This window comes from Paenibacillus terricola (genome assembly GCF_014779765.1).
In the GTDB taxonomy this organism is placed as follows: domain Bacteria; phylum Bacillota; class Bacilli; order Paenibacillales; family Paenibacillaceae; genus Paenibacillus_T; species Paenibacillus_T terricola.
Genome location: NZ_JACXZA010000011.1, coordinates 23,696 through 49,125, shown reverse-complemented (window position 1 = coordinate 49,125; position 25,430 = coordinate 23,696). Strand labels below are relative to the sequence as shown.

At 52.8% G+C, this 25,430-nt stretch carries 22 protein-coding genes and 1 tRNA gene; 9 read left to right on the top strand and 14 right to left on the bottom strand.

All coding sequences use genetic code 11. The features are described from left to right. Positions 1–45: 45 nt before the first annotated feature. Positions 46–1,506, bottom strand: coding sequence for an MFS transporter (locus H8B09_RS28725; protein ID WP_191207010.1), 1,461 nt, complete (start codon positions 1,504–1,506; stop codon positions 46–48). A gap of 206 nt (positions 1,507–1,712) precedes the next feature. After that, complete coding sequence (locus H8B09_RS28720) at positions 1,713–2,150, bottom strand: MerR family transcriptional regulator (protein WP_191207009.1); 438 nt, start codon at positions 2,148–2,150, stop codon at positions 1,713–1,715. 182 nt (positions 2,151–2,332) lie between these two features. On the opposite strand from H8B09_RS28720, the gene H8B09_RS28715 reads away from it, so the two are divergent. Continuing rightward, the gene (locus H8B09_RS28715; protein WP_191207008.1) at positions 2,333–3,778 is read left to right on the top strand and encodes an alpha/beta hydrolase family protein; all 1,446 of its coding nucleotides are present in this window, start codon (positions 2,333–2,335) and stop codon (positions 3,776–3,778) included. A gap of 168 nt (positions 3,779–3,946) precedes the next feature. Here the strand turns inward: H8B09_RS28715 and secG are convergent, their stop codons facing one another. Continuing rightward, positions 3,947–4,183 carry a preprotein translocase subunit SecG gene (gene secG / locus H8B09_RS28710; RefSeq protein ID WP_191207007.1) on the bottom strand — a complete coding sequence of 79 codons (237 nt, stop codon included), beginning with the start codon at positions 4,181–4,183 and terminating at the stop codon, positions 3,947–3,949. Between the two features lie 259 nt (positions 4,184–4,442). Here secG and H8B09_RS28705 point away from each other — a divergent pair, with 259 nt between their 5' ends. From H8B09_RS28705 to H8B09_RS28685, 5 genes are all read left to right on the top strand, one after another. Then, entirely contained in the window at positions 4,443–5,117 is a 675-nt protein-coding gene (locus H8B09_RS28705; protein WP_191207006.1) for a response regulator transcription factor, read from the top strand. Further along, complete coding sequence (locus H8B09_RS28700; protein WP_191207005.1) at positions 5,114–6,514, top strand: HAMP domain-containing sensor histidine kinase; 1,401 nt, start codon at positions 5,114–5,116, stop codon at positions 6,512–6,514. The genes H8B09_RS28705 and H8B09_RS28700 overlap by 4 nt, the downstream gene beginning before the upstream one ends. A 63-nt stretch (positions 6,515–6,577) precedes the next feature. After that, positions 6,578–7,552 (top strand): ABC transporter ATP-binding protein, encoded by a 975-nt coding sequence (locus H8B09_RS28695; protein ID WP_191207004.1) that lies wholly within the window; start codon positions 6,578–6,580, stop codon positions 7,550–7,552. Continuing rightward, complete coding sequence (locus tag H8B09_RS28690) at positions 7,549–8,265, top strand: ABC transporter permease (protein WP_224754110.1); 717 nt, start codon at positions 7,549–7,551, stop codon at positions 8,263–8,265. The genes H8B09_RS28695 and H8B09_RS28690 overlap by 4 nt, the downstream gene beginning before the upstream one ends. A gap of 1 nt (position 8,266) precedes the next feature. Beyond that, complete coding sequence (locus tag H8B09_RS28685) at positions 8,267–8,998, top strand: ABC transporter permease (protein ID WP_191207003.1); 732 nt, start codon at positions 8,267–8,269, stop codon at positions 8,996–8,998. Between the two features lie 876 nt (positions 8,999–9,874). Here H8B09_RS28685 and H8B09_RS28680 read toward each other — a convergent pair. From H8B09_RS28680 to H8B09_RS28640, 8 genes are all read right to left on the bottom strand, one after another. Further along, positions 9,875–10,759: an ROK family protein gene (locus H8B09_RS28680; protein WP_191207002.1), complete on the bottom strand. Its 885-nt coding sequence runs from the start codon at positions 10,757–10,759 to the stop codon at positions 9,875–9,877. An 83-nt stretch (positions 10,760–10,842) separates the two neighbouring features. Beyond that, positions 10,843–11,610, bottom strand: a complete 768-nt coding sequence (locus H8B09_RS28675) for a sugar phosphate isomerase/epimerase family protein (RefSeq protein ID WP_191207001.1) — start codon at positions 11,608–11,610, stop codon at positions 10,843–10,845. Positions 11,611–11,835: 225 nt separating this feature from the next. Continuing rightward, positions 11,836–13,131 carry a phosphopyruvate hydratase gene (eno, locus tag H8B09_RS28670; RefSeq protein WP_191207000.1) on the bottom strand — a complete coding sequence of 432 codons (1,296 nt, stop codon included), beginning with the start codon at positions 13,129–13,131 and terminating at the stop codon, positions 11,836–11,838. 222 nt (positions 13,132–13,353) lie between these two features. Continuing rightward, positions 13,354–14,886, bottom strand: a complete 1,533-nt coding sequence (gene gpmI, locus H8B09_RS28665) for a 2,3-bisphosphoglycerate-independent phosphoglycerate mutase (protein ID WP_191206999.1) — start codon at positions 14,884–14,886, stop codon at positions 13,354–13,356. A gap of 1 nt (position 14,887) precedes the next feature. Continuing rightward, positions 14,888–15,643 carry a triose-phosphate isomerase gene (tpiA, locus tag H8B09_RS28660; RefSeq protein WP_191206998.1) on the bottom strand — a complete coding sequence of 252 codons (756 nt, stop codon included), beginning with the start codon at positions 15,641–15,643 and terminating at the stop codon, positions 14,888–14,890. Positions 15,644–16,063: 420 nt separating this feature from the next. Next, entirely contained in the window at positions 16,064–17,245 is a 1,182-nt protein-coding gene (locus H8B09_RS28650; RefSeq protein WP_191206996.1) for a phosphoglycerate kinase, read from the bottom strand. Positions 17,246–17,650: 405 nt separating this feature from the next. Next, positions 17,651–18,655: a type I glyceraldehyde-3-phosphate dehydrogenase gene (gene gap, locus H8B09_RS28645; protein ID WP_191206995.1), complete on the bottom strand. Its 1,005-nt coding sequence runs from the start codon at positions 18,653–18,655 to the stop codon at positions 17,651–17,653. A 108-nt stretch (positions 18,656–18,763) separates the two neighbouring features. Beyond that, the gene (locus H8B09_RS28640; RefSeq protein WP_191206994.1) at positions 18,764–19,810 is read right to left on the bottom strand and encodes a sugar-binding transcriptional regulator; all 1,047 of its coding nucleotides are present in this window, start codon (positions 19,808–19,810) and stop codon (positions 18,764–18,766) included. A 324-nt stretch (positions 19,811–20,134) separates the two neighbouring features. On the opposite strand from H8B09_RS28640, the gene H8B09_RS28635 reads away from it, so the two are divergent. Together H8B09_RS28635 and clpP are read left to right on the top strand one after the other, a co-directional pair. Continuing rightward, positions 20,135–20,209: transfer RNA gene (locus H8B09_RS28635), tRNA-Arg, on the top strand. A 502-nt stretch (positions 20,210–20,711) separates the two neighbouring features. Beyond that, the gene (gene clpP / locus H8B09_RS28630; protein WP_191207057.1) at positions 20,712–21,293 is read left to right on the top strand and encodes an ATP-dependent Clp endopeptidase proteolytic subunit ClpP; all 582 of its coding nucleotides are present in this window, start codon (positions 20,712–20,714) and stop codon (positions 21,291–21,293) included. A gap of 75 nt (positions 21,294–21,368) precedes the next feature. Here the strand turns inward: clpP and H8B09_RS28625 are convergent, their stop codons facing one another. Then, positions 21,369–22,265 (bottom strand): LysR family transcriptional regulator, encoded by an 897-nt coding sequence (locus tag H8B09_RS28625; RefSeq protein ID WP_318152808.1) that lies wholly within the window; start codon positions 22,263–22,265, stop codon positions 21,369–21,371. A gap of 111 nt (positions 22,266–22,376) precedes the next feature. Here H8B09_RS28625 and H8B09_RS28620 point away from each other — a divergent pair, with 111 nt between their 5' ends. Then, positions 22,377–23,660: an adenylosuccinate synthase gene (locus H8B09_RS28620; RefSeq protein WP_191206992.1), complete on the top strand. Its 1,284-nt coding sequence runs from the start codon at positions 22,377–22,379 to the stop codon at positions 23,658–23,660. 418 nt (positions 23,661–24,078) lie between these two features. Here H8B09_RS28620 and H8B09_RS28615 read toward each other — a convergent pair whose 3' ends face one another. Further along, positions 24,079–24,348 carry an HPr family phosphocarrier protein gene (locus H8B09_RS28615; protein ID WP_110044041.1) on the bottom strand — a complete coding sequence of 90 codons (270 nt, stop codon included), beginning with the start codon at positions 24,346–24,348 and terminating at the stop codon, positions 24,079–24,081. A gap of 152 nt (positions 24,349–24,500) precedes the next feature. Next, a complete protein-coding gene (gene whiA / locus H8B09_RS28610; RefSeq protein ID WP_191206991.1) occupies positions 24,501–25,430 on the bottom strand; it encodes a DNA-binding protein WhiA in 930 nt (309 codons plus the stop codon).

The following is a 25,430-nucleotide window of genomic DNA, read 5'->3' as shown; positions in this document are numbered from 1 at the left end:
GGGCTCTCGCTATCCTATTTACTCTTACACTCTCTCTTTCCTGCATTACCCCGACACATCAACCATTCCGCGCCGGCCGCCTTGACCCGCGCGCAGCATCGACAGAATCGTCGCGAACAGCATGAGTACCGCCATGAACCAGAACACCTCATGCAAGCCTGTAATGAACGGCTTCAGTGCTTCGCTCGACTCGCCCATGCCAACCTGTGTACCGGAGAAAATCGCCAGCATCGCTTCATGCGGAATGCTGTGTGTAATGATCGGCATCGAGAAAGCAATGCTCAGCATCATGCCGATGTTCGTCGTCAGCGATCGAATGCCGGATGCCTCGCCGCGGAATTTGGGACCAGCAGCATTCATTAGGCTGCTCGAATTCGGAGAGTTGAACAGTCCCGAGCCGATGCTGATCAGCGTCATCCACAACCCCATTTGCCAATAAGGAGTCGTGATGCCTGTATCTAGAGCCAGCCCTATGAGCCCCAGCATGCTGATGAACAGCCCCGCTGTCGCAGGCATCGTCTCTCCGAACTTGTCACCCAACCAACCCGCCACAGGCGAAAAGATCAGCATGCCCGCCGCAAGCGGTATGGTCAGAATGCCCGCTTCCAGCGCATCGTAAGATTGCGCGCCTTGGAAGTAGAAAATGAGCATGAACATAACCGCCATCCGTGCAATTGCATTGAGTGATGCCGAGAATATACCGAGTGAGAAGATTCGGTTGAAGAACAGCGGAAGATGCAGAATGGCCGCCGGATGCTTTTTCTCAATAGCAAGGAAGACAGGAAAGCACAACACGAATACGATCGCCGATACCCATACAACGGGTGACGTCCAGCTCTGAATGGCACCCCAAGTGAGCGCAATCAGCAGTCCTGTAACCGACAGCGAGTACATCGCGATGCCGCCCAGGTCGAGCTTGCTGCTCTTGACTGCCGCCTTCTCCTCTTTCATGCCCATTGCCCATAAGCTCCACAACACAGCCACAACGCCGAACGGCACGTTGAACCAGAACGTCCACTCCCAGCCGTAGTCGGTCGTCAGCCAGCCGCCAAGCACCGGTCCGATAATCTGACCAACAGCAACGACCATGATGTTAATGCCAAGCGCCCTGCCCAGTTCCTCCTTCGGAAAAGCGTCCGCAACGATCGCCGTACTGTTCGCCATAACCATAGCGCCGCCGACTCCTTGCAGAATCCTTAAGATGATTAACCACGTCGCGTCCGACGCAAAGCCGGATATGAACGATACAATCGTGAATAGAATCATGCCCCAGATATACAGCCGCTTGCGGCCGAATCGGTCCGCCAGGCTGCCGGCCATCAGCACAACGACCGTCTGTGCAACCATGTACGAGAGCATGATCCACATCGCCTGCAGCAGCGTCGAATGAAGGCCCGTAATGAGATCCGGCAGTGCGATAATTAAGGTGCTGAAATTTAAAGCGGATAACAGAGAACCTAAACTTGTAACCGATAACACCCACCATTTGCGATTATGAGACGGCATGATGGCCTCTTCCTCCCTACGCTCTCTATTTGGAAATAATTAACTCACCTATTATAAACGATATCTAACCCTCACGTAATGTTATGTTAAATAAATTTTTCCTATTGGACGCCAAAAAGCCCTCATACCTTTTCCGTAGAAGTTGTGGCATGAGGGAACGTATCATTGCTTGAATATATGATTGCAGGTCAGGCCGATACTTCTGGTTAGCTTCCTTGCGTTGCGCCGGATTCTTTCAGCTTCTTCACGCGGTCAAGCCGCTGGTTAAAGCCTTGACGCAGCTGTTGAAGCTTATCCAGCCTTGCATCGATTTGATCGATGAACCGCTGCAGCTCTTGCTCGCCTTGATCAAGAATTCTCGTTTTCTCCTCGGCCGAGTCCTCTTGGCGGTAAGCGCCGCGGATTTGCTCCAGCTTAGCCTCCAGTTCAACGATCGTCTTCACTTCCTGCAGGGAGATGCCGAGCACTTCCTTCAGCCGAATAATTTGCTCCAGCTGTGCAATAATCCGTTCATCATAATACCGATGGCCGCCTTCTGTTCTCGGCACACCGTTTAATAGTCCGATTTCTTCATAGTAGTGAAGTGTCCGCGCGGTTACGCCATAACGCTCGCATACCTCGTCAACCGAATATCTATCTTTCATTGTTAACCTCCTACAATACGCGCAAGCCAGAAATGGCTGGATAATCCATTATAATCGATATCCGCCTACGGCATAAGATACACAGGCTATTTTTTTACGATCTCTTAAGGTTGTGTTCCCCTGTTGTAGCGGCCATTTCATGGTAATATATTGAAAAATTATGTACATGAGGTGTTCCCGACTTGAGCTTGAGCGGAATTGATCTGGCTGTTATTATTTCCGTCGTCATCACACAGGCCCTCCTATCATGGAGGAGCTTATCCCATTCACGCTGGATCCTGACTGCTGTTCCCGTCACATTGATCGTCCTCATCCTCTTGCGTCTGCTGCTGAAGCCTATCGTATGGACGATACTGCCTGCATTTATCGTAGGCGCCGCTGAAGTACTCTACTGTCTGTACCTCATTCGCAAGCAGCGCAAATACAGCGCCGGAGACTCACACAACAATCGCAAATCAACGTTCATGCGACAATTGGGCGCAAGCGCACTCGCTGTTCTCCTAGCAGTCATCGCTGCCGCACCGCCCATTCTGCTGCCCGTGTTCACGCTGGAGCAGCCGCCAGGCTCGTATGCTATCGGCACAGCAATGTACCATTGGTCGGATGAGTCCCGTATGGAGACGGTCACAGATAACCCTTCTGACCATCGAGAGCTTACTGTTCAAGTGTGGTACCCGGCTGACTTGCCGTCCGTTACCGGACTTCAGCGTGCTCCTTATTTGCCTGAATGGGACGCGATGGCCCCGGCGCTTGCGAAGCGGTACCATTTTCCCGCATTCCTCTTATCTCACCTGAAACAGATCCAGTCACATGGTTATGCGGATGCGCCTGTATCAGCAAGCCAATCCCGTTACCCCGTCGTCTTGTTCTCACATGGGCTTCCCGGTTTGTATGCTACGAATACATTCCTGTTCGAGGCGCTCGCGAGCAGCGGGTATATTGTTGTCTCGATCAATCATACCTACTATTCGATCGCCTCTGCGCTTCAGGATGGATCGGTCGTAACGATGTCCAGCGGCTCTTTTCCCTCGCCTGCCGATTGGGATGCCAATGACTCATTGATCGCTGACGTCTGGGCCAAGGACGCATCATTCGTACTTGATCGTCTGACACAGCTGAATGCTGCGGGAGAGCAATCTAACTTTCCTCTTGCTGGTCATCTCGACTTGAATCATATCGGTATGGCCGGACACTCGTTCGGCGGCGCAAATGCCGTTGAGATGCTGTATACAGACAACCGGATTCAAGCGGCTGTGAATATGGATGGAACCATATTCGGCACAGGTGCCCGCAGTGCGCCGCTTCGTAAGCCACTGCTGCTGCTTCAATCGAAACGAGCCGCCACCGATGAGGTACCAAGCGATTCCGAGCTGAGCGCCGCCAGACTTACGAGAGCGCAGTATGATAAGCTGACAATCGAGATCCCAAGAAGAGAAACCAATGCCATGTCGGCTCCTGGCTCCCGTACTGTCGTGATACCAGGAGCTGATCACCTTGCTTTCACCGACCTATACCGTCTGTCTCCTGTGCTTCCGCTTATGAACCATACTGGCGACTTAGATGAGATACACCATCGCATTGCTGATGAGGTCATCCCTTTCTTCAACATGTATCTGAGGCCGTCATAGCCAACCCAACGGTCTTTTACACACGAGTCCGATAACTTGCGTTTTGACTATGTAAATAAAACAAAAAAGAAGCAGAGCCTATGGCTCTGCTTCTTCTCTGCGCTGTTCGCGCTTATGTCATTAGCTATTGACCTAGCTAATCGTTAACGAGTTAAGTGGTTAACACGTTTAATTCTTAACGAAGTAAGATACGACAAGCGCCAGAATGAAGAATCCAGCTGCGAAGCCGATCGTCAGACGCTGCAAGAACAGGTCCAGACCACGTGCTTTCTGTTTGCCGAACAAGTGCTCCGCACCGCCGGAGATGGCACCGGACAGACCTGCACTCTTACCTTTCTGAAGAAGCACGACAGAGATCAAACCAAGTGCCGCGATGATAAGCAAGATTTTGAATAAAATGTCCACTTTCCCACCTCCTAACAGCAATTTGCTTACTTCCTGACACTACTACCTGTAAGTAAATTGCTGACTTCGTAAGCATACGCTAGTGTCAAAGCCTTGTACGGAACAAACGTCCGTCAGTTTCAAGCCAAGCCTAAAAACAGTAATTTTATTGTATCACAACCACAACAACCACACAATACCGACTATTGCCGCCTCTCTTTTCATTTGGACTCGGTGCCCGTATGATGGGAATGAAAGATGCCAAGGAGGTGCATTCGCCATGAGGCGGATTCTATATATCGAGGACGATTTAGACATTGGTCTTATCGTTCAAAGTCATTTAACAGGCCGGGGTTTTGCCGTCGATTGGCTTCGTTCAGGCGATGGCGCAACTGAGCGAGTGGCCGATGCAGACCTTGTTATTCTCGATGTGATGCTGCCGGGATTGGACGGGTTCACCGTCGGCCAGCGGCTCAAACGCATTGCGCCTGACAAGCCGATCCTTATGCTCTCAGCCCGCTCCACCATCGACGATAAGCTGGAGGGACTCCAATTTGCGGATGACTATATGACCAAGCCGTTCCACCCCGATGAGCTTGCGGCTCGAATCGAAGTGCTGCTGCGGCGCAACGGCAAGGCCGACAATCAAGGGCAGATCAAGCTCGGTCATCTCGATATCGATCTCTCGAAGCCGATGTTTATCGACCAGCGATCAGGTGAAGAGATCATTCTGACAGGCAAGCAGCTTCAGATCTTTCTGTATCTGCTGCGCCATCCGAATCAGATCCTGACGAAGGAGCAGATTTATGAGGCTGTATGGGGCGAGCCCAGCTGGGACGGCGACAAGACGCTTAATGTCCATATCCGCTATCTTCGGGAGAAAATTGAGATCAACCCAAGCTCGCCCGCCATTGTCGAGACGATCCGCGGCATCGGCTTTCGGGTGAAGCAATGAATCGGCTGTTGAACTGGCTGTCGGACGCCCGTCGTTCGCTTGTCTCCCGTTATGTCATCCTCATGTCCGTTGCCGTCATTCTAATTCCTCTAGCCATTATTGTTGTTGTGACCGCTCTGTTCCTCATCTATCCGCCTTACGAGAAGGAGTATGCGGTCTATGGCGGTGCAATTGAACTCGAGAACAAATGGCATAGCGAGGTGAAATCGCTTGGAGGCAAGCCTGACGAGGTCATTCAGCAGAGGCTGGAGAAGCTCTACAAGCGTTATAACAAAGCGACCATCTACTGGGTCAATTCAGCAGGCGACACGCAGCTCCAGCTGCCTAGCGATGCGAAGATCCAGCAGCATTGGACCGCTGCTGATGCCATGCAATTCATGAAGGAACGACCAGGCAGCGACGAACTGTTCACGATTGTCGCCTTCATCGGCGATCAGCCCTCCGAAGGGTTTATCATACTGGAAGTGCCTCGGACGGTCATTACGCCAACTTTCAAAAATACAACTTTCGCGAAATATTGGTCCTTCGCCTTCCCTGCTCTGCTGCTGATCATTCTCCTCCTGTTCATCGGCGCTTCCTGGTTGTTCTTCTACCGGATCTCCCGCAGGCTGCTTCGCATGCAGAAGGCGATGACTTCAAGCGCTGCCGCCTTCCCTGGCATTCCGGGACGTATAACGGTTGGCAAGCAGGACGAGATCGGACGGCTGGAGTTCGCGTTCAATACGATGATCGGACAGCTCGAGCACGGCCGGCTGCGCGAGACGGAGGAAGAGCATCTGCGCAGACAGCTCATCGCCAACCTGTCTCACGATTTGCGCACGCCGCTTACTGCCATTCGCGGCCATGCGTTTCAGCTTAACGAGGAACAGCTTAGCAGTCGCGGACGCGAGTCGCTGCAGGTGATCGATCGGAAGGTCGACTACCTCAGTCGGTTGATCGACAACCTGCTCTCCTACACATTGCTCTCCGCAGGCCGTTACCCTTATCGTCCCGAGGTGATCGATATGAATCGATTGCTGCGCCAGCTGTGTGCGAACTGGTACGCCGCTTTCGAACAACAAGGCATCGAGCTGGAGCTGGATGCGCCTGATCACAGCTTCCGATGGGAGATTGATCCGCAGTGGATGGAACGGATTGCGGATAATCTGTTCCAGAATATTTTGCGGCATGCAAGCGCTGGGGGTTATGCACTCGTCCGGCTTTATGAATGGGAGGGCAGTGGCTATATCTCCTTCGTGGACCATGGTCCCGGCATGGACAGCGAATCGGACGAAGCAGGTTCGGGCATTGGCTTAAACATCGTCAAGCTGATGGCGAAGGAGATGGGGCTTCAACTTACAATCGACAGCTCCACAGCGGGTACCCGCATTACGCTGCAAGGTTTAAACCAAATTTAAACTTCTTCCTCCCGTTTGTTTAACCTTCGTTCGCTACAATGGGTTTCGAGGTGATCGAATCCTATGAAACAATCGACTACTACCGATTGGGTAATTGAAACTTCCGGTCTGACCAAAGCCATTGGGCGCAAGGCGCTCGTACAAGATTTGAATTTGCGTGTGGGCCGCGGCGAAATATATGGCTTCCTCGGTCCGAACGGCGCCGGCAAAACAACCACGATCCGCATGTTGCTCGGCTTAATCCGTCCAACGCGCGGCTCGGTTAAGCTGTTCGGTCGCGAGCTGAAGAGCAATCGCATCGAGGCGCTTCGCCGCGTCGGCTCGCTCGTCGAATATCCATCCTACTACGGCCATCTGACTGGACGCGAGAACTTGGAGGCTGTCCGCCGTATCCTCGGCGTCCCTTCCAGTCGCATCGATGAAGTGCTGACGATCGTAAGGCTGACGAAGGATGCGAAGCGCCCTGTCAAAGGCTACTCGCTTGGCATGAAGCAGCGGCTTGGCATTGCGACTGCACTACTGGGAAACCCGGAGTTGCTCATTCTGGATGAGCCAACGAACGGCCTAGATCCATCCGGTATTCTCGAGATGCGCGAGCTGATCAAGAGCATGCCGCAGCAGCATGGCATTACGATCGTCGTATCTAGTCACCTGCTCTCGGAGATTGAACAGATGGCGACTCAGGTCGGCATTATCGCACAAGGCAGACTCATCGCACAAGAATCGATCGGAGCACTGAGAGGCCGCTCGAAGGGCCGCCTGTCGCTTCGCGTTGGCGCCGTTCCGCAAGCGACTAAGGTGCTCTCAGCCATTGGTGTTCAAGCGGAGTCGGCTGCAGCGGCGGAGTCTTCGCGAACGGGAGCAGCCTACGACGAGAATGCCAATCGCATTCTGGTTGACTCCGTGGACGATGAGATTGCAGCCTACTATGTTCGAACGCTTGTGGAAAGCGGCATCGAAATATATCGCGTTGAGGAAGTAAGACAATCGCTTGAGGATTTGTTCCTGAAGCTGACCGACGGAGAGGAAAGCTTATGATGCTGCTCCAGCTGCTAGCCGTCGAACGGCTCAAAATCCGCCGCAAAGCGGTCTGGCCCCTTATCGCAGCCGGCGGCTTCGGCGTCGTCCTGCTGCAGGCCGCCAACTACGCGCTTCGGTATGACTATTTGATGAAGCTGAATGCCGATGACCCGTGGGGTCATTTGCTGAGCGAGACTCATTTTCTCGCAGTGCCTTCGCTTATCATCGGTATGGCAATCATCGCTTCAATGATCGCCGGCGTCGAGCATGCGACGAACGCATGGAAGCAGACGCTTGCACTGCCTCTGTCCCGCCTATCCGCATATGCCGCTAAGTTCGTGCTTCTGATTGGGCTAATGTTTGCCGCTTGTTCGATGCTCGCAGTCGGTACCATTGCACTCGGGCTATGCCTGTCTATTGGAACCGATATCCCCTATGATGAACTGCTTCGCATCTGCTATCTGCCACTGCTCGCTGCGCTGCCAATCGGCGCCATACAACTATGGCTGTCCGTCTCGCTGGCGAATCAAGCGATCCCACTCACAGTTGGCGTACTCGGAACGGTCGTATCGATGTTTGGCATGGCGCTGGGAGATTTCGTGCCGTACAAGTGGCCGATGCTCGATAATCAATGGAATGAACCGCTCATCCCTGCCGCGCTCGGCCTGGCTGTCGGACTGGTGATTTACATCGCTGGAAGCGTCCATTTCGTAAGAAAGGACGTGAAGTAACATGTGGGCTGTCTTACGTTCCGAATGGATCAAATGGCGCAAGTCGCCGATTCTGTGGCTGATATTCGTTAGTCCTGCTTTATGTTCGCTGATTGGTCTGCTAGAGAGCGACGACATGAGCAGCGGCAATCAGTGGGATCAGTTGCTGCACATGATGGGCGTTATGCATGCCCTTCTGCTGATGCCGCTGCTCACTGGCGTATTCGCCGCATCGGTATGTCGGCTCGAGCATGCAGGCGGGGGCTGGAAGCAGCTTCTGGCGCTGCCGGTCAGCCGAGGTGCTGTGTACATCTGCAAATTTGTTTCCGTTATGCTGCTCCTGCTTGCAACGCAGGCCGTCTTCCTCGCTGCTCTGCTTCTTGTCGGTATGGTCAAGGGCTACACGGACCCGATACAGTGGTCTAGTCTGCTGTTCAGCCTAATCGGCAGCTGGATCGCTTGCATGCCGCTGGCCGCCCTGCAGATGGGCGTATCCGTCGCGTGGGCCAGCTTCGCAGCGCCGCTCGCGATTAATGCGATCTTCACGTTGCCGAACATTATTATCGCGAACTCAGAGCGGTTCGCTCCGTACTATCCATGGGATCAGCCAGTGCTCGTTATGCTGTCCCAGCAGCTTGATGATGGGCCCGATGCCTTCCATCTGTCGATGACGACGCTGTATACGGTCATAAGTGTGAGTTTTATACTTTTCTTTGTAGTGGGGCATATGTATTTCCGGAGGAAACCCATCTAAGTCCTCCCTCAATGGAGGATTCCAGGGGCGCGGCCCCTGGGACCCCTTTATTCTACAAGTCTTCTCTTCTGGGAGTTCCAAGGGCTTCGCCCCTGGAATCCCTTTCTTCTACATATCCTATCTTTTTTCAAAGGCTCAAGGAGCTCCGCCCCTTGGACGTCAGCTTTTCTCTACCCACCCAAACCCTCCCTGCTAGGGAGGGCCCCATGGGATTCCGTCCCCTGGACCCCGGAAGGTGATGTTGGCGGGACAACGACGCTTATGAGTTGCTGCGTGCTTGGAGTCGCGTGCCCCTTGGGGCACAACTCTTGTTCGAACTTTCTACCCACCCAAACCCTCCCTGCAAGGGAGGGCCCCATGGGACTCCCGTCCCCTGGACCCCGGAAGGTGATGGTGGCGGGACAACGACGTGAGTGAGTTGCTACGTGCTGTGAGTCGCGTGCCCTGTGGGGCACAACTCTTGTTCGAGCTTTCTACCCACCCAAACCCTCCCTGCAAGGGAGGGCCCCATGGGACTCCCGTCCCCTGGACCCCGGAAGGTGATGGTGGCGGGACAACGACGCTTATGAGTTGCTGCGTGCTTGGAGTCGCGTGCCCCTTGGGGCACAACTCTTGTTCGAGCTTTCTCTACCCACCCAAACCCTCCCTGCAAGGGAGGGCCCCATGGGACTCCCGTCCCCTGGACCCCGGAAGGTGATGGTGGCGGGACAACGACGTGAGTAAGATACTGCGTGCTGTGAGTCGCGTGCCCTTGTGGGGCACAGCTTTTGTTCGAGCCCAGTAGTGTGTTCCAAAGAGCAACAACAACGAAGGACTGTTCGTGCTGATCGAAGTCTACGGTGACCTCGACTGCGCGAACAGCCCTTTTTGCACAACCTATGAACGTGATTGCTCTGCTGCGGCTAGGCCGAGAGCTAGTGCGCCGCACAAGCCTGCGTTGTCGCCGAGGCCTGTTGGGACGATGTAGTTGTTGATGTCTTCTGTCAGCTGGGAGGCACTTACGTACCCGTTCAGCAGACGCTTCACCTCCGATCGAATGAGCGGGAACAGCTGCTGTTGATGCATGACGCCGCCGCCGAGAATGACCTTCTGAGGAGACATCATCAGTACCGTATTCGATACCGACTGCGCAATATAGAAAGCTTCCATCGCCCATGCCGGATGGTCGACCGTTAGCTCGCTGCCTTTAATACCCCAGCGCTTCTCGATCGCAGGGCCTGCCGCCATCCCTTCCAAGCAGTCGCCGTGATAAGGACAGCAGCCAGCGAATGTATCCTCTGCATGCCGACGCGTCAGTATATGACCGCCCTCCGGATGCACAAGTCCATGCACGAGACGACCTTCCGCGTAGACGCCGATCCCGATGCCTGTACCAATCGTATAATAAACGCAGCTATTCAGCCCTTGCGCCGCTCCCCACACCGACTCCCCATAGGCTGCCGCGTTAACATCTGTATCCCAGCCATATGGCACATCGAAGCGCTGCTTGAGCGTACCGAGAAAATCAAATCCTGACCAACCCGGCTTCGGCGTCGTTGTCACATGCCCGTAGTCTGCTTTTGTTGAATTCAACCCGATTGGACCGAATGAGCCAATGCCGATCGCTTCAACGCCTCTCCCTTCGAAAAACGCGGCAACCCGCTCCATCGTCACTTCAGGCTGCTCCGTCGGAAAGCTTGTCCGCTCGTGGATCGCTCCTGTCTCATCGCCGATGCCGCATACAAACTTCGTGCCGCCTGCTTCTATCGCGCCAATACGCATGTCGTATTCTCCCCGCTCTCTACAGCAAGAGGACGGCCGCACAATCGCGTACCGTCCCTTATCATTGCTATTTATTATAACGATTAATATCCGCGTTGTCTGAAGAATTCCAAGCAGATCTTCGCGCTCTCCAGCGACGAAACTTGGAACTGCTCTTGCTCAACGATGAAGTATTCGATACCCGCTTGCTCCGCTACTGCCAATACCGGCTCGAAGTCTACAACGCCGCGACCGATTTCCGTATCCTTCGTGCCATCGCCGAAGTCCTTGAAGTGAGCCAGCGGCACTCGGCCCGCATAACGGTTGATATAGTCAACCGGAACGGCGCCGCCCATATGCACCCAGCCAAGGTCGAACTCTGCGATCAATTCTTCTGCCGAGAGATTTTGCAACAAGTGATCCATGATCGTTACGCCTTCTACTTGCTTCAGTTCGAAGTCATGATTGTGATAACCAAAAATGAAGCCAGCTTCACGAGCCAAGTCGGATGCACGTTTGAGTACAGCCGTCAACTTATTCACGTCTTCGATCGTTGGCACTTCCGGCATTGGCGCCCAAGGTACAACAATGTAAGTCAGGCCGATTTCTTTCGCATACACGAGCACTTCTTCGTATGCTGCCCACATCTTGTCTTCTGGTTCGGACCATTGCAGCGAAATGTGTGCCGAAGGCGCTTTCAAGCCAGTCTCTTCTAATACCTTGCGAACCTCTGCTGCCGAATGGCCGAAGAAGCCTGCGAATTCGACTGCCTCATAGCCCAGTTCAGCTACTTTGCGAATTGTGCCAAGAAGATCTGTTTCTGTTAGATCGCGAAGTGTATACAATTGAATGCCGACAAGCGGTTTTCCCATAATAATAAGCACCACCCTGATTGGATTGGACAATCTATGCTTCTACCTTGATGATAAGGGTTGTCCATCGCAGTTGCTATGTCGGTTTGTGCACGGATTATTTGTATTTTTGTCATTCATATATACAAATCAATGATATTGTTCCGTTCAACTACGAAAAAAACTCACCCCTAGCCTCGGACGCTAGGGGTGAGCTTGGATAACCGCTATGACGAGCGGTTATTATTATTTGTTGAAGTTTTTCAGGTTGTAGAACGCGCTTGCGCCTGCGTATTGAGCCGTAGCACCCAGTTGGTCCTCAATGCGGAGCAATTGGTTGTACTTCGCTACGCGGTCCGTACGGGAAGGAGCACCCGTTTTGATTTGGCCAGCGTTCGTTGCAACTGCGATGTCAGCGATCGTGCTGTCTTCGGACTCACCGGAACGGTGGGAGATAACAGCCGTGTAGCCAGCGCGTTTAGCCATTTCGATCGCGTCGAACGTTTCCGTCAGCGAGCCGATTTGGTTAACTTTAACGAGGATCGAGTTGCCTACGCCTTGATCGATACCGTCTTTGAGGCGAACCGTGTTCGTTACGAACAGGTCGTCACCAACGAGCTGTACTTTGCCGCCGAGACGGTCAGTGAGGAGCTTCCAACCTTCCCAGTCGTCTTCGGAGCAGCCGTCTTCGATCGTGATGATTGGGTATTTGTCAGCCCACGAAGCGAGCAGGTCCACGAACTCAGCGGACGTGTAGGACTTGCCTTCGCCTTCGAGGTGGTATTTGCCGTCTTTGTAGAATTCAGTCGATGCAACGTCCATACCGAGGAATACGTCAACGCCTGGCTTGTAGCCTGCGCGCTCGATAGCGGAGATGATCGTCGTGATTGCTTCTTCGTTCGTACCGAAGTTAGGTGCGAAGCCGCCTTCGTCGCCTACTGCCGTGTTCAGGCCTTTGTCATGCAGAACTGCCTTCAGGTTGTGGAAGATTTCAGCGCCTACGCGCAGAGCTTCTTTGAACGTTGGAGCGCCAACCGGCAGAACCATGAACTCTTGTACGTCAACGTTGTTGTCAGCGTGAGCGCCGCCGTTAACGATGTTCATCATTGGAACAGGAAGTACCTTCGCGTTGAAGCCGCCGAGGTACGTGTACAGCGATACGTCCAGAGCGTCAGCAGCAGCGCGAGCTACAGCCATCGATACAGCGAGGATCGCGTTAGCGCCCAGCTTGCCTTTGTTGTCCGTGCCGTCGAGCTCGATCATTTTGCGGTCGATTGCTACTTGATCAAGAGCGTCCAGACCGATGATTTCAGGCGCGATGATGGAGTTAACGTTGTCAACTGCTTTGATTACGCCTTTGCCCAGGTAACGGCTTTTGTCGCCGTCGCGAAGTTCTACCGCTTCGTACGCGCCCGTCGATGCGCCGGATGGTACGATTGCGCGGCCTTTACCGCCGGATTCAAGAGTTACTTCAACTTCAACAGTTGGGTTACCGCGGGAGTCGAGGACTTCGCGTGCATATACGTCAGCAATGATAGACATGGATGTAACACTCCTTCTTATTCATTAAGTTGTAATGGTTGCCAAGCATTTCGAAACCAACATTCCTATGGTATACGAAAATCGCTCGGAATGCACGTCCTAGACGCGCAGTCCGACATTATTTTCGTGTTAAAATACAACGCCCTTCGCTGGCCAGCAATCTATCTGAACGAGTCTCTCCACCCGTTGCTGATCCATGCGCAATTCCGGACATGTATGGTCTTACTTAACGATCGATTCGCCTGTCATCTCAGTTGGTTGTTTCAGCTCAAGGAACTTCAGAATCGTCGGTGCGATGTCGGCAAGAATGCCGCCTTCGCGCAGCTCAGCGCCTTGTTTCGTCACGATGAACGGAACCGGATTCGTCGTATGCGCCGTGAACGGACGACCGTTCTCGTCGATAACCATATCCGCGTTGCCGTGGTCAGCCGTGATGAGGGCTACGCCGCCTTTGGCCAGAACCGCTTCAACGACTTTGCCCAAGCACTCGTCTGTCGCTTCTACTGCCTTGATCGTAGGCTCCAGCATACCGGAGTGGCCGACCATGTCAGGGTTCGCGAAGTTGAGGATGATCGCATCGTGTTTATCCGCTTCGATCTCAGCGACCGCTGCAGCAGCAACTTCATAAGCGCTCATCTCAGGCTGCAGGTCATACGTTGCAACCTTCGGCGAGTTGATCAGGATACGCGTTTCGCCTTCCAGCTCAACATCGCGTCCGCCGCTGAAGAAGAACGTTACGTGCGGGTACTTCTCCGTCTCAGCAATACGCAGCTGCTTCTTGCCGTTCTGAACGAGCACTTCGCCCAGCGTATTGTCGAGGTTCTTCGGCGAGTATGCCACATAACCGCCAACCGTCTCGCTGAACAGCGTCAGGCACACGAAGTGCAGATTGCGCGGGTGCTGCTCGCCACGGTCGAAGCCGCGGAAATCTTCGTTCGTGAACACTTGCGACAGCTGGATCGCACGGTCAGGACGGAAGTTGAAGAACACGACCGAATCTTCCGATTCAACGAGTCCCACTGGCTTGCCGTCTTCAACGATAACCGTCGGCATAACGAACTCGTCCATTACCGACTTCTCGTACGATTCCTTCACTGCTTGCAGCGCGTCCGTATATTGAGGACCTTCGCCGTATACCATTGCGCGGTACGATTTCTCCGTACGCTCCCAACGCTTATCGCGGTCCATTGCGTAGTAGCGGCCTTGTACAGTCGCGATCCGGCCTACGCCAACTTCTGCGATCTTCGCTTGGAGTTGTTCCAGATAACCAACTGCGCTGTCTGGCGATACGTCGCGTCCATCGAGGAATGCATGGATGTACACATCGTTCATTTCTTCCTTCTTCGCCAGCTCAAGCAGGGCGAACAGGTGCGCGATGTGGCTGTGTACGCCGCCGTCGGACAGCAGACCGTACAGGTGGAGCTTCTTGCCGCTGTTTTTCGCCTGACGAACCGCTGTTACGAGCGTCTCGTTGTCGAAGAACTCACGGTCGCGGATCGACTTGCTAATGCGAGTCAGATCCTGATAAACGATACGGCCTGCGCCGATGTTCAAGTGGCCAACTTCAGAGTTGCCCATTTGACCTTCCGGCAATCCTACTGCTTCGCCGCATGCCGTCAGCGTCGTGTGCGGATACGTCGACCAGTAGCGGTCGTAGTTCGGTTTGTTTGCTTGTGCTACTGCGTTACCAACAACGTCGTTACGAAGTCCGAAGCCGTCGAGGATGATCAGTGCTACCGGTTTAGGTGCAGTCATCTTACTTCGCTCCTTCAACCAGCGCGATGTAGGATGCTGGCTCGAGGCTTGCGCCGCCTACCAGTGCGCCGTCGATGTTCGCTTGACCAAGGTATTCCGCAACGTTGTTTGGCTTCACGCTGCCGCCGTATTGGATGCGAACTGCGTTAGCCGTTGCTTCGCCGTACAGGCCGGCTACGATGCCGCGGATATAAGCGATAACGTCTTCAGCGTCAGCCGATGTCGACGATTTGCCCGTTCCGATTGCCCAGATTGGCTCATATGCGATAACGACTTGTGCTGCTTGCTCAGCCGACAAACCTTGGAATGCAGCTTCTGTTTGTACTTTGCACACTTCTTTCGTTTGGTCGGCTTCGCGCTCTTCGAGCTTCTCGCCTACGCAAACGATTGGCGTCAAGCCGTGCTTGAATGCTGCGTGCGTTTTTTTGTTAACGATCTCGTCGGACTCAGCGAAGTATGCACGACGCTCGGAGTGGCCGATGATAACATACTTCACGCCGAGGTCAGCCAGCATTACGCCGCTGATTTCGCCTGTGAATGCGCCGTTGTCTTCGAAGTGAAGATTTTGCGCGCCGATTGCGATGCTCGTGCCTTTCGCAGCTTCTACGAGAGCCGGAAGTGCTGTGAATGGTGCGCAAATGACGCTCTCTACACCGTCAACCTCCGCTTTGCCTTTCACTTCGGAGAAGAACGATTGTGCTTCGCCAATCGTCTTGAACATTTTCCAGTTGCCTGCAATGATCGGTTTTCTGCTCATGTCAGAGAAATCTCCCTTCAAGTGCATTTATTTATTATTAATCCGTAAGCTATTCAGCACCGAGATTGCTTCAGACCGAAGAACGAGCGTTACAGCTTACGAAGCCGCTTCTAATGACGTAAAAGCGGATAGCAGCGACATGCAGTCGGACCTGCATGAGCTGCAAGGTTTCCGGCGGAAACCTTCATCGCAAGCATAAACTAGCATTCTAGACCAGAGCAAAGTTCGATGCCGAATATGCTTCAAAGCGTTACTTCGTGATCAACAGCCTGTAAGACCGTTCAGCACCGAGAAGGTTGCGTTAGATCGAAGAGCGAGTAGCGGAATGTAGGCTAACCCTACATGAGCAACGGAGCTCGAGAGCTAATGCAAGATTCGATGCCGATTATGCTTCAAAGCGTTACTTCGTGATCAACGGTCTTACTTGTCGTTGAGGGCTACTACGCCTGGAAGGGCCTTACCTTCCATGAACTCGAGGGAAGCGCCGCCGCCTGTCGAGATGTGATCCATACGGTCAGCCAGGTGGAACTTCTCAGCTGCTGCAGCAGAGTCGCCGCCGCCGATAACCGTGTAACCAGCCGTCTCCGCGCAAGCTTGTGCTACTGCACGCGTACCATGGGAGAATGGCTCGATTTCGAATACGCCCATAGGTCCGTTCCATACAACGAGCTTCGAGTTTTTGATAACGTCTGCGTAGATTTCACGCGTCTTAGGACCGATGTCGATGCCTTCCCAGTCAGCTGGGATGCCGTCTACGCCAACGATTTGCGTGTTAGCGTCTGCGCTGAAGTCATCCGTTACAACGATATCAACTGGCAGGTACAGGTTCTTGCCAAGCTTCTTCGCTTTCTCGATGAACTCAAGCGTCAGGTCGAGCTTGCTGTTGTCGAGCAGCGATTTACCAACTTCATTGCCTTGTGCTTTAAGGAATGTATACGACAGACCGCCACCGATGAGGATGTTGTCTGCGATTTCGATCATTTTGTTGATAACGTCGATTTTGTCCTTAACTTTCGAACCGCCAACGATTGCCGTGAAAGGACGCTCTGGGTTGTTCAGCGCTTTGCCGAGAACGTCGAGTTCTTTCTCTACGAGCAGACCCGATACAGCTGGAAGCACGTGAGCGATGCCTTCCGTCGAAGCGTGCGCACGGTGAGCAGCACCAAATGCATCGTTTACGAACAGATCAGCCAGCTCAGCGAATTGCTTCGCGAGTTCTGGATCGTTTTTCTCTTCGCCTGCTTCAAAACGAACGTTCTCGAGCAGGAGCACGTCGCCAGCTTGCAGTGCAGCTACTTGTGCTTTAACCGCATCGCCAACAACCTCGTTTGCTTTTACAACCGGCTTACCAAGCAGCTCGGACAGACGCTCAGCAGCTGGCGTCAGGCGCAGCTCTTCAACCACTTGACCATTTGGACGGCCCATGTGGGAAGCGAGAATTACTTTCGCGCCGCCTTCGATCAGGAACTTGATCGTAGGGAGCGTTTCACGGATACGCGTGTCGTCCGTGATTTTGCCATTTTCGAGCGGTACGTTGAAATCGACGCGTACGAATACGCGTTTACCTGCGACTTCGACGTCGCGAACACTTTTCTTGTTCATAAGAGAAAGCCTCCTTCGGAATAGGCGAAGATGAATAATCCATTAAGTACTTGCGTTCGCTTCAGCGAACGCCTTCAAAACATCGCTATAATAAAAAAACGTTCCTTCAAAGAAGGAACGTTAAACCATTGGTTCAGCCCCCGCCAATATGGCGGAAGGCGCGAACCAAGGGCCAAGGCTCCGCTTAAGGAGCTGCGGCCCCCTGGTCCCGCCGGAACGGCGGCATCCCTTCCGTTGCACGGGTGCACCGCCGCCAAAGCGTGTCCGTCAGGACGAAAGCGTTCCTAGCACACTGTCATGCAGGAGCACCCGCCGTCCCTCCTACGCCCCAATACGGGGGTCCAGGGGGCGTAGCGCCCCGGGGCCCCCTTTGTAGACCAAGGGGGTTTGGGGGATTAGAAATCCTTACAGGCCTTTGCTTGCAACGAATGCAGCAAGGTCAACTACGCGGTTCGAGTAGCCCCACTCGTTGTCGTACCAGGAAACAACTTTAACCATGTTGCCTTCAACAACCATCGTCGACAGTGCGTCAACCGTGGAGGAAGCTGGGTCACCGTTGTAGTCGCTCGATACGAGTGGCTCTTCGGAGTAGTTAAGGATACCTTTGAGCGAAGTTTCGGAAGCTGCTTTCAGAGCTGCGTTAACTTCTTCAACAGTTACGTTTACTTTCAGTTCAGCAACGAGGTCCGTTACCGATACGTTAGGCGTAGGAACGCGCATAGCCATGCCGTTCAGTTTGCCTTTCAGTTCTGGCAGTACGAGGGATACTGCTTTAGCAGCGCCCGTCGACGAAGGAATGATGTTCTCTGCAGCAGCGCGAGCGCGGCGCAGGTCTTTGTGAGGTACGTCGAGAACGGATTGGTCATTCGTGTACGAGTGAACAGTCGTCATCATACCTTTTACGATGCCGAATTTATCGTTAAGAACTTTCGCGAATGGCGCGAGGCAGTTCGTCGTGCAAGATGCGTTCGAGATAACCGTATGAGCGGAAGCGTCGTACTTGTCTTCGTTAACGCCCATAACGATCGTGATGTCTTCGTTCGTAGCTGGAGCGGAGATGATAACTTTCTTAGCGCCGCCTTTGAGGTGAAGCTCAGCTTTTTCTTTAGCTGTGAAGATACCCGTCGATTCAACAACGATCTCAGCACCTACGGATGCCCAAGGGAGGTTTTCTGGGTTGCGCTCAGCAAATACTTTGATTTCTTTGCCGTTAACGATCAGCGCGCCTTCTTTAGCCTCAACCGTACCGTCAAGCTTGCCGTGCGTCGTGTCATATTTAAGAAGGTGAGCCAGCGTTTTCGTGTCCGTCAGGTCGTTTACTGCAACAATCTCAACTGCAGGGTTGTTCAGCGCTGCGCGGAACACGTTACGGCCGATACGGCCAAATCCGTTAATACCAACTTTAACCATTTGGAAATTCCTCCTAGACAATAAGTGATATATATACTCAAGACGATATACGACCCTGAATTCCAGCCGCGAGACCGTCAAGATATCCTCTGTTCAAAATGCACCTTATTAAGCATTGCCCAAATCGGCCTCATCAATAATCCTAACAATGACTTGTGCTGCCGCTTCGTCGGTGACAAGCACATCATCGTGTCCGAACCTCATGACGGCGGCAATCGCTTCGCCCTTGCTTACGCCTCCGGCTACCGCAATGACAACCTCCGTCGCTACAATGTCCTCGAGCCGCAGGCCCGCGGTATGCATCTTGTGAACGACAGCCCCATTCCGGTCAAAATAATACCCGAACGACTCTGCCAGCGCACCTTCCGCTCTCATCGCATCGACAATTGCTTGATCCACCTTACGGCGTCTAGCCATGACCATCGCGTCCCCTATTCCGTGAACGACGATTCTAGCCTTCCGAATGACATTCACGATTTCCTGAATGTTCGGCTCTTGCATAAGAGTGACGTACGCTTCTTCACCCAAATGATCGGGTACATGAAGCAGTCGGTACTGCGCCCCTGTCCGCTTCGCCATCATCGAGGCAATCGTGTTCGCCTGGTAGTCCAAGCTCTCACCAAGTCCGCCTCGTGCAGGAACGAACCAGTTCGTTGGCAGCGGCATTGGCGATGTCAGATGATTAGCCACCTGCGCCATTGTCGTTCCGCCTGTTACGGCGACGACATCGTCCTTGTTCAGCAATCGGGTCAATGCTTGGCTCGCAGCGCGGCCCAGCTCCCGCTTCGCTGTCTTCGAGGTGTCAGAGTCGCCCGGTACGATGTGCACTCGCTTCAGTCCATAATGGCGTCGGATCTTATCTTCCATATCGGATAAGCCGAACCATTCCTTGAACATCGGTTCCATCTCTGCAAGCAGCATGCGTCCTTGTTCACTGATGCGCATTCCAGAAGCATGAATCTCCAGCAGACCTTGCGCTTTCAAATAATCAGTCTCGGCACGAAGCACGCGTTCCGTCATCCCGAGGGTTCCGGCCAACGCGCGCCGTCCGACAGAATCAGACAGCATAACTTGATGCAGGATGAAGTAACGTTTCCTCATGACTTCCAATAAATCCGGCACAAGCTGCTGCTGCAGTTCGATCATGGGTCGCATCTTAGCGCATTCACTCCACTACAGCCGAATTCTTGCTTGAAGAGGTTGTTCATAACTTCTCGGTGCTGAAAACCCGACTTTTTGAACTCGCACTTTAGCATATGAAGAAACTTTGATGGGCTTCTGTCGATCTGGACATTTAACGTCCCGCATGCTCGATTTAGGTCCCACACTTATTTTATCGAATAGCGGAAAAGACTGCAAGTTCCTTTTCGCCCATGTAACCGTTTTCCGACACTTATTAGACAACTTTTATTTTTCTAATAGTCCGACACTTGCAATCCTATGGAAATTAAGGTATGATAACTCTCGTTCCGCTTTTTTGCGCCCGTGGTCCAATGGATATGACGTAGGCCTCCGGAGCCTGAGATCTAGGTTCGATTCCTAGCGGGCGCGCCAACCTTATAATGACTAGAAACCGACCTTGAGGTCGGTTTTTTTGCGTTCATTTTTGCTTAAAGAGTACGATAGTTGTCCCATTCGGTGCTCTAATGTGTCGTGCCCGCTGCATTTTATACAATATAAATCCCCTGCTCGTTCTACGAATTCAACACGCTGTTGGAGCTCGTACAATTGAATTGCGCTATTCCGGCCTTGAAGACGATCCGCCCGCTCCACATTCGATTCCCGTTGTACAAAATACAATTCACCCGCATATTCGCACCTTCTTCAACCCTCCTAGCCGCCTGAATACGTCCTTCAAATCCCCGTTATCACTTTGTTTGACTTTCTTTGACTTTTACTGATCAATCCGCTATTATAAAATTCATCAGCAGCACTTTCGCATCTTCTTATGCGGATCTGCAACTTTCGTTTTCGAGCGTTTGCAGTGCGTCGCATCTGACCATGCTAGTGCTGAAGCTATATTACATTTCCTATTCGGGAGGGAACTTTCATGGATATGAACTATGTGCCAATGGTCATTGAGCAGAATAACCGCGGCGAGCGCGCCTACGACATTTACTCGCGGCTGCTGAAGGACCGTATTATTTTTCTCGGGACGCCGGTGAACGACCTTGTCGCCAACTCCATCATCGCGCAGCTGTTGTTCCTTGCGGCAGACGATCCAGAGAAGGATATCTCCCTGTACATTAATAGCCCTGGCGGCTCCATCTCGGCCGGTCTCGCCATCTTCGACACTATGCAATTCATCAAACCAGACGTCTCCACGATCTGCGTTGGTATGGCTGCATCGATGGGCGCTTTCCTGCTTAATGCCGGTGCCAAAGGTAAACGCTATGCGCTTCCGAACGCTGAGGTCATGATTCACCAGCCGCTCGGCGGTGCTGAAGGTCAAGCGAGCGACATCGAGATTCGTGCTCGCCGCATCCTGAAGACGCGCGACAAGCTGAACCGCATCATGGCTGAACGCACTGGTCAATCGTTCGAAACAATCGAACGCGATACGGACCGCGACAACTTCATGAGCGCTGAGGAAGCACGCCAATACGGCCTGATCGACAAAGTCATCGACAAGCTGTAATCCGCTCTTCCGCGCATCACGACAGCAAGCCCCTCACTCCTTAATGGAATGAGGGGCTTTTCATCACGTCTACTATTACAGCAGCGCTATGAATGCTTTCGCCGCAATAGATAAGGGGACATCTTTTAACGTAGCTATCCCGATTCGTCTAGGCGGAATCGGTGGGGCAATCGCCAATTCCACCAATTCTCCCCGCTCTAATAGATCCTGGGCGAAATTTCTGACCACACATGCAATTCCGAATCCCGTCTGAGCAAATTCACTTAGCAAATCCAAGCTGCCAAGTTCCATGCTCGGCGTTAGTGCGACATCATTCGCAGCGGCCGCCTTATCGATATACGCTCTGGTGGCGCTGCCTTTCTCCAATAGCAGCAGTTCGTAATGGCTCAGCTCCTCCCAGTCAAGAGACAGAGGCTGCCCAGCCGCCACCCATTTGCGGTAAGTACCCGATACCACGAAGCAGTCCTGCACGATCATACTCTCTTGTATAAGCAGCTTTGGATCCTCCAGCGGCAGATTCACAATGCCGAAGTCGATCGCTCCTTCCTTCAACAGCTTCACCGTCTCGCGAGAGGTTCGATTCGTCACCTGAAACTGAACGCCAGGATACTGCTCATGGAACTGGCGCATGCGCGGCAGCAAATAATGCTTGCACAGCGTATCGCCCGCCCCAATACGCATTTCCCCTTCCGTAAGCGCATGCCGCTCTGCTAATCTCCGTTCGCCTGCATGAATGAGGTTAAAAGCCTGTTCGATGTGCTGATACAGCATCGCGCCTTCTGCTGTCAGCTTGACGCCTTTAGACGTCCGGAAGAACAGTTGGCCGCCAAGCTGTGACTCCAGCTGCTTAATGGCATGCGTGACCGCTGGCTGCGTAATATATAGATGCTCTGCCGCTCCTGACAAACTCCCCGCCTTCGCCGTCCAATAGAAAGCGCGGTACCACTCCATATTCGTAACGAGGTCGCTCACAGCCATTAATCTCCTTTATATTAGTCATTATGTATATTCATTTCATTAATATCATTATCGCACTTATAATCAATTTTGGAAATCCAATGATGATTAGAGGAGTGAATTGGAATGAGTGTAACAGCAGTAGTAGGAGCGAACTGGGGAGATGAGGGTAAGGGTAAAATAACGGACCTCCTGGCCGAGCAATATCACTGTGTCGTCCGCTATCAAGGCGGCAGCAACGCGGGGCATACGATTATTAATGCCTTCGGCAAATTCGCGTTGCATCTGCTGCCGTCGGGCGTGTTCACTAACGGCACGATGAATGTGATTGGCCCGGGCGTTGCATTCAATCCCGAAGATTTCCTGTGCGAATACGACAATCTGCTGGCTAGAGGCATTCCGGCACCGGAGATTCGCATCTCCGATCGTGCGCAGCTTGTACTCCCTTATCATATTCAGCTAGATGCATACGAGGAGGAGCGGCTTGGTAAACAAAGCTTCGGCTCTACCCGATCCGGTATCGCTCCTTTCTATGCAGACAAAGCGCTCAAGATCGGCATTCCGCTCAGCGCGTTGCTTGGCGATGAAACACAGCTTCGCGAGCGGATCCAAGCGGCCTTGGCAGCTAAGAATGCACTGATGCAGCATCTCTACCAAGCCGAGCCAGTTGATCCAGATCATATCGCTGATCGACTGCTTGCAGTGAAGAGCCGCTTGGAGCCTTTCATCGCGAATACATCCGTTCTTCTTCATCAGAAGCTCGCTGCCGGCGAGTCCATTCTCGTCGAAGGCCAGCTCGGCGCTCTTCGCGATCCTGACCACGGTAATTTCCCCTATGTCACTTCGTCATCAACATTGGCTGGCTATGCTTCCATCGGAGCAGGCGTTCCGCCGCACGCTATCAATCGCATCATTGCTGTAACTAAAGCTTACTCCAGCTGCGTGGGTGCTGGACCATTCGTGACTGAGCTATCGGGGGACGCAGCGGAGCAGCTTCGTCGTCTCGGAGGCGACGCAGGAGAGTACGGCGTGAAGACCGGCCGGCCGCGTCGCGTTGGCTGGTTTGATGCAGTAGCTACCCGCTATGGCTGTATGGTGCAAGGTGCAAACGAAGTGGCGCTCACCAATCTGGATGTATTGGGCTACTTAGACGAAATCCCTGTCTGTACGAGCTATCGTTTGAACGACCAAATAACGAACGAATTCCTGACAGCCGATCAACTAGCGCTTGCCGAGCCCGTACTCACTACGCTGCCAGGCTGGGGCTGTGACATCTCGCATATTCGCTCATTCGACCAACTTCCGCCACAAGCGCAGCAATATGTACAGTGGATCGAACAAGTCATCGGCGTACCGATCCGAATCATCTCCGTTGGTCCGAATCGGGAGCAAACGATCTATCGTTCTTAACGACATCAGCCGGCTGTATCCGACACTCTGGACGAGAACTACAGTCCAATAGGGTTAGTAACCTCGAAGTAGAGTCGCGCCCATAAGGCGCACGGCTCTATTTGCACGCAGCAGGCTCACACGTTCCTTGATAGGTAACTATCATGCTCGAACGAAAGTTGTGCCCCACAGGGGCACGCGACTACCAGCACGCCGTCCCCTCCAATGCACCTCTGTCCTGCTGCCGACACCTTCCGGGGTCCAGGGGTAAAGGTTTCCGTGAGGAAACCACATCGGAAGCATATGCTTAGCCCCATGGGGCCCTCCCTTGCAGGGAGGGTTTGGGTGGGTAGAACTCCTTATTCTAATATCCTTAGTTGGGTAGATAATTAAAAAGACCCCCTTTAAAGGGGGTCTTGCTAACTCGTCATCCGGACGATTATTGGTTTTCGAGCTCTTCTTTGCTTACGAGATTGACTAAAGCGGTTACAGCCTGATCAGCGTCAGAACCTTCAGCGCTAATGTGAATTTCCGTACCGGAGCTGATCGCAAGGCTCATGATGCCCATAATCGATTTAGCATTCACTTTCTTGTCGTCCTTCTCCACGAACACTTCGGACGAGAATTTATTAGCTTCTTGAACGAATAAAGCTGCTGGTCTTGCGTGCAGACCTGTTTTCAGACGAACGACAACGGGATGTCTTGTCATGGAAACCATACCCCCTACACATATTTCTATTGACATGAATGTAATCAGTCGTAATTCAGAGCAAAATAGCTTCTAAGCTGATGAAACCGCCGCAAACGCGGCATTTTGTTAATTATTATATCATTATCGCGCTTGTTGCACTAGGGAAAACGTCAGCCGTTACGTATTTTTTCAGCCAATTCATCAATTTTCCTCAGCCGATGGTTAACACCTGACTTGCTGACCTTCCCTTTGAGCAGCTCGCCGACTTCTGTCAAATTCATATCGGGGTGCATCAGCCGAATTTCCGCCACTTCTCGCAGCTTCTCCGGCAGCTGATCAAGCCCGAGTTCCTTCTGCAGCAGCTTAATATTATCGATTTGCCGAACGGCTGCGCCAATCGTCTTATTCAAATTCGCCGTCTCGCAGTTAACGATCCGATTAACGGAGTTGCGCATGTCGCGCATAATGCGAACATCCTCGAATTTGAATAGCGCTTGGTGAGCGCCGATAATGTTCAGTAGCTCAATAATCTTCTCGCCCTCTTTGATGTAGAAAATAAAGCCCTTCTTCCGCTCGATGCAACGTGCGTTCAATTCGAACTTGTTCGCCAGATCCGCGAGCGCTTGGCAGTGCTCTTCGTACATCGATGCGATCTCCAGGTGATAGGACGAGCCCTCCGGATTGTTGACCGATCCTCCCGCAAGGAAGGCACCGCGAAGGTAAGACCGCTTACAGCATGACTTCTTAATGATTTCTTTGTCGATTCCCTGCTGAAAAAGAAAACCTTCCGACACAATGCTTAGCTGCTTCAGTATTTCCTGAACTTTAGTCGGTATACGCACGATGTACACATTATTTTTCTTCAGCCGCATCTTCTTCTGCACGAGCAGCTCTGTATGTACATCGAACTGCTTCTTGAGAAGACTATAGATCCGTCTAGCAATCGCCGCATTCTCCGTCGAGATATCGAGTATCACTTTGCGGTTCGACAACGACACAGAGCCGTTCATGCGGATCAATGCGGACAGTTCTGCCCTCTCGCAGCAGGCGTCCATTTCAATCATTGTCAGTTCTTTTTTCGTTTGTGCCGCAAAGGACAT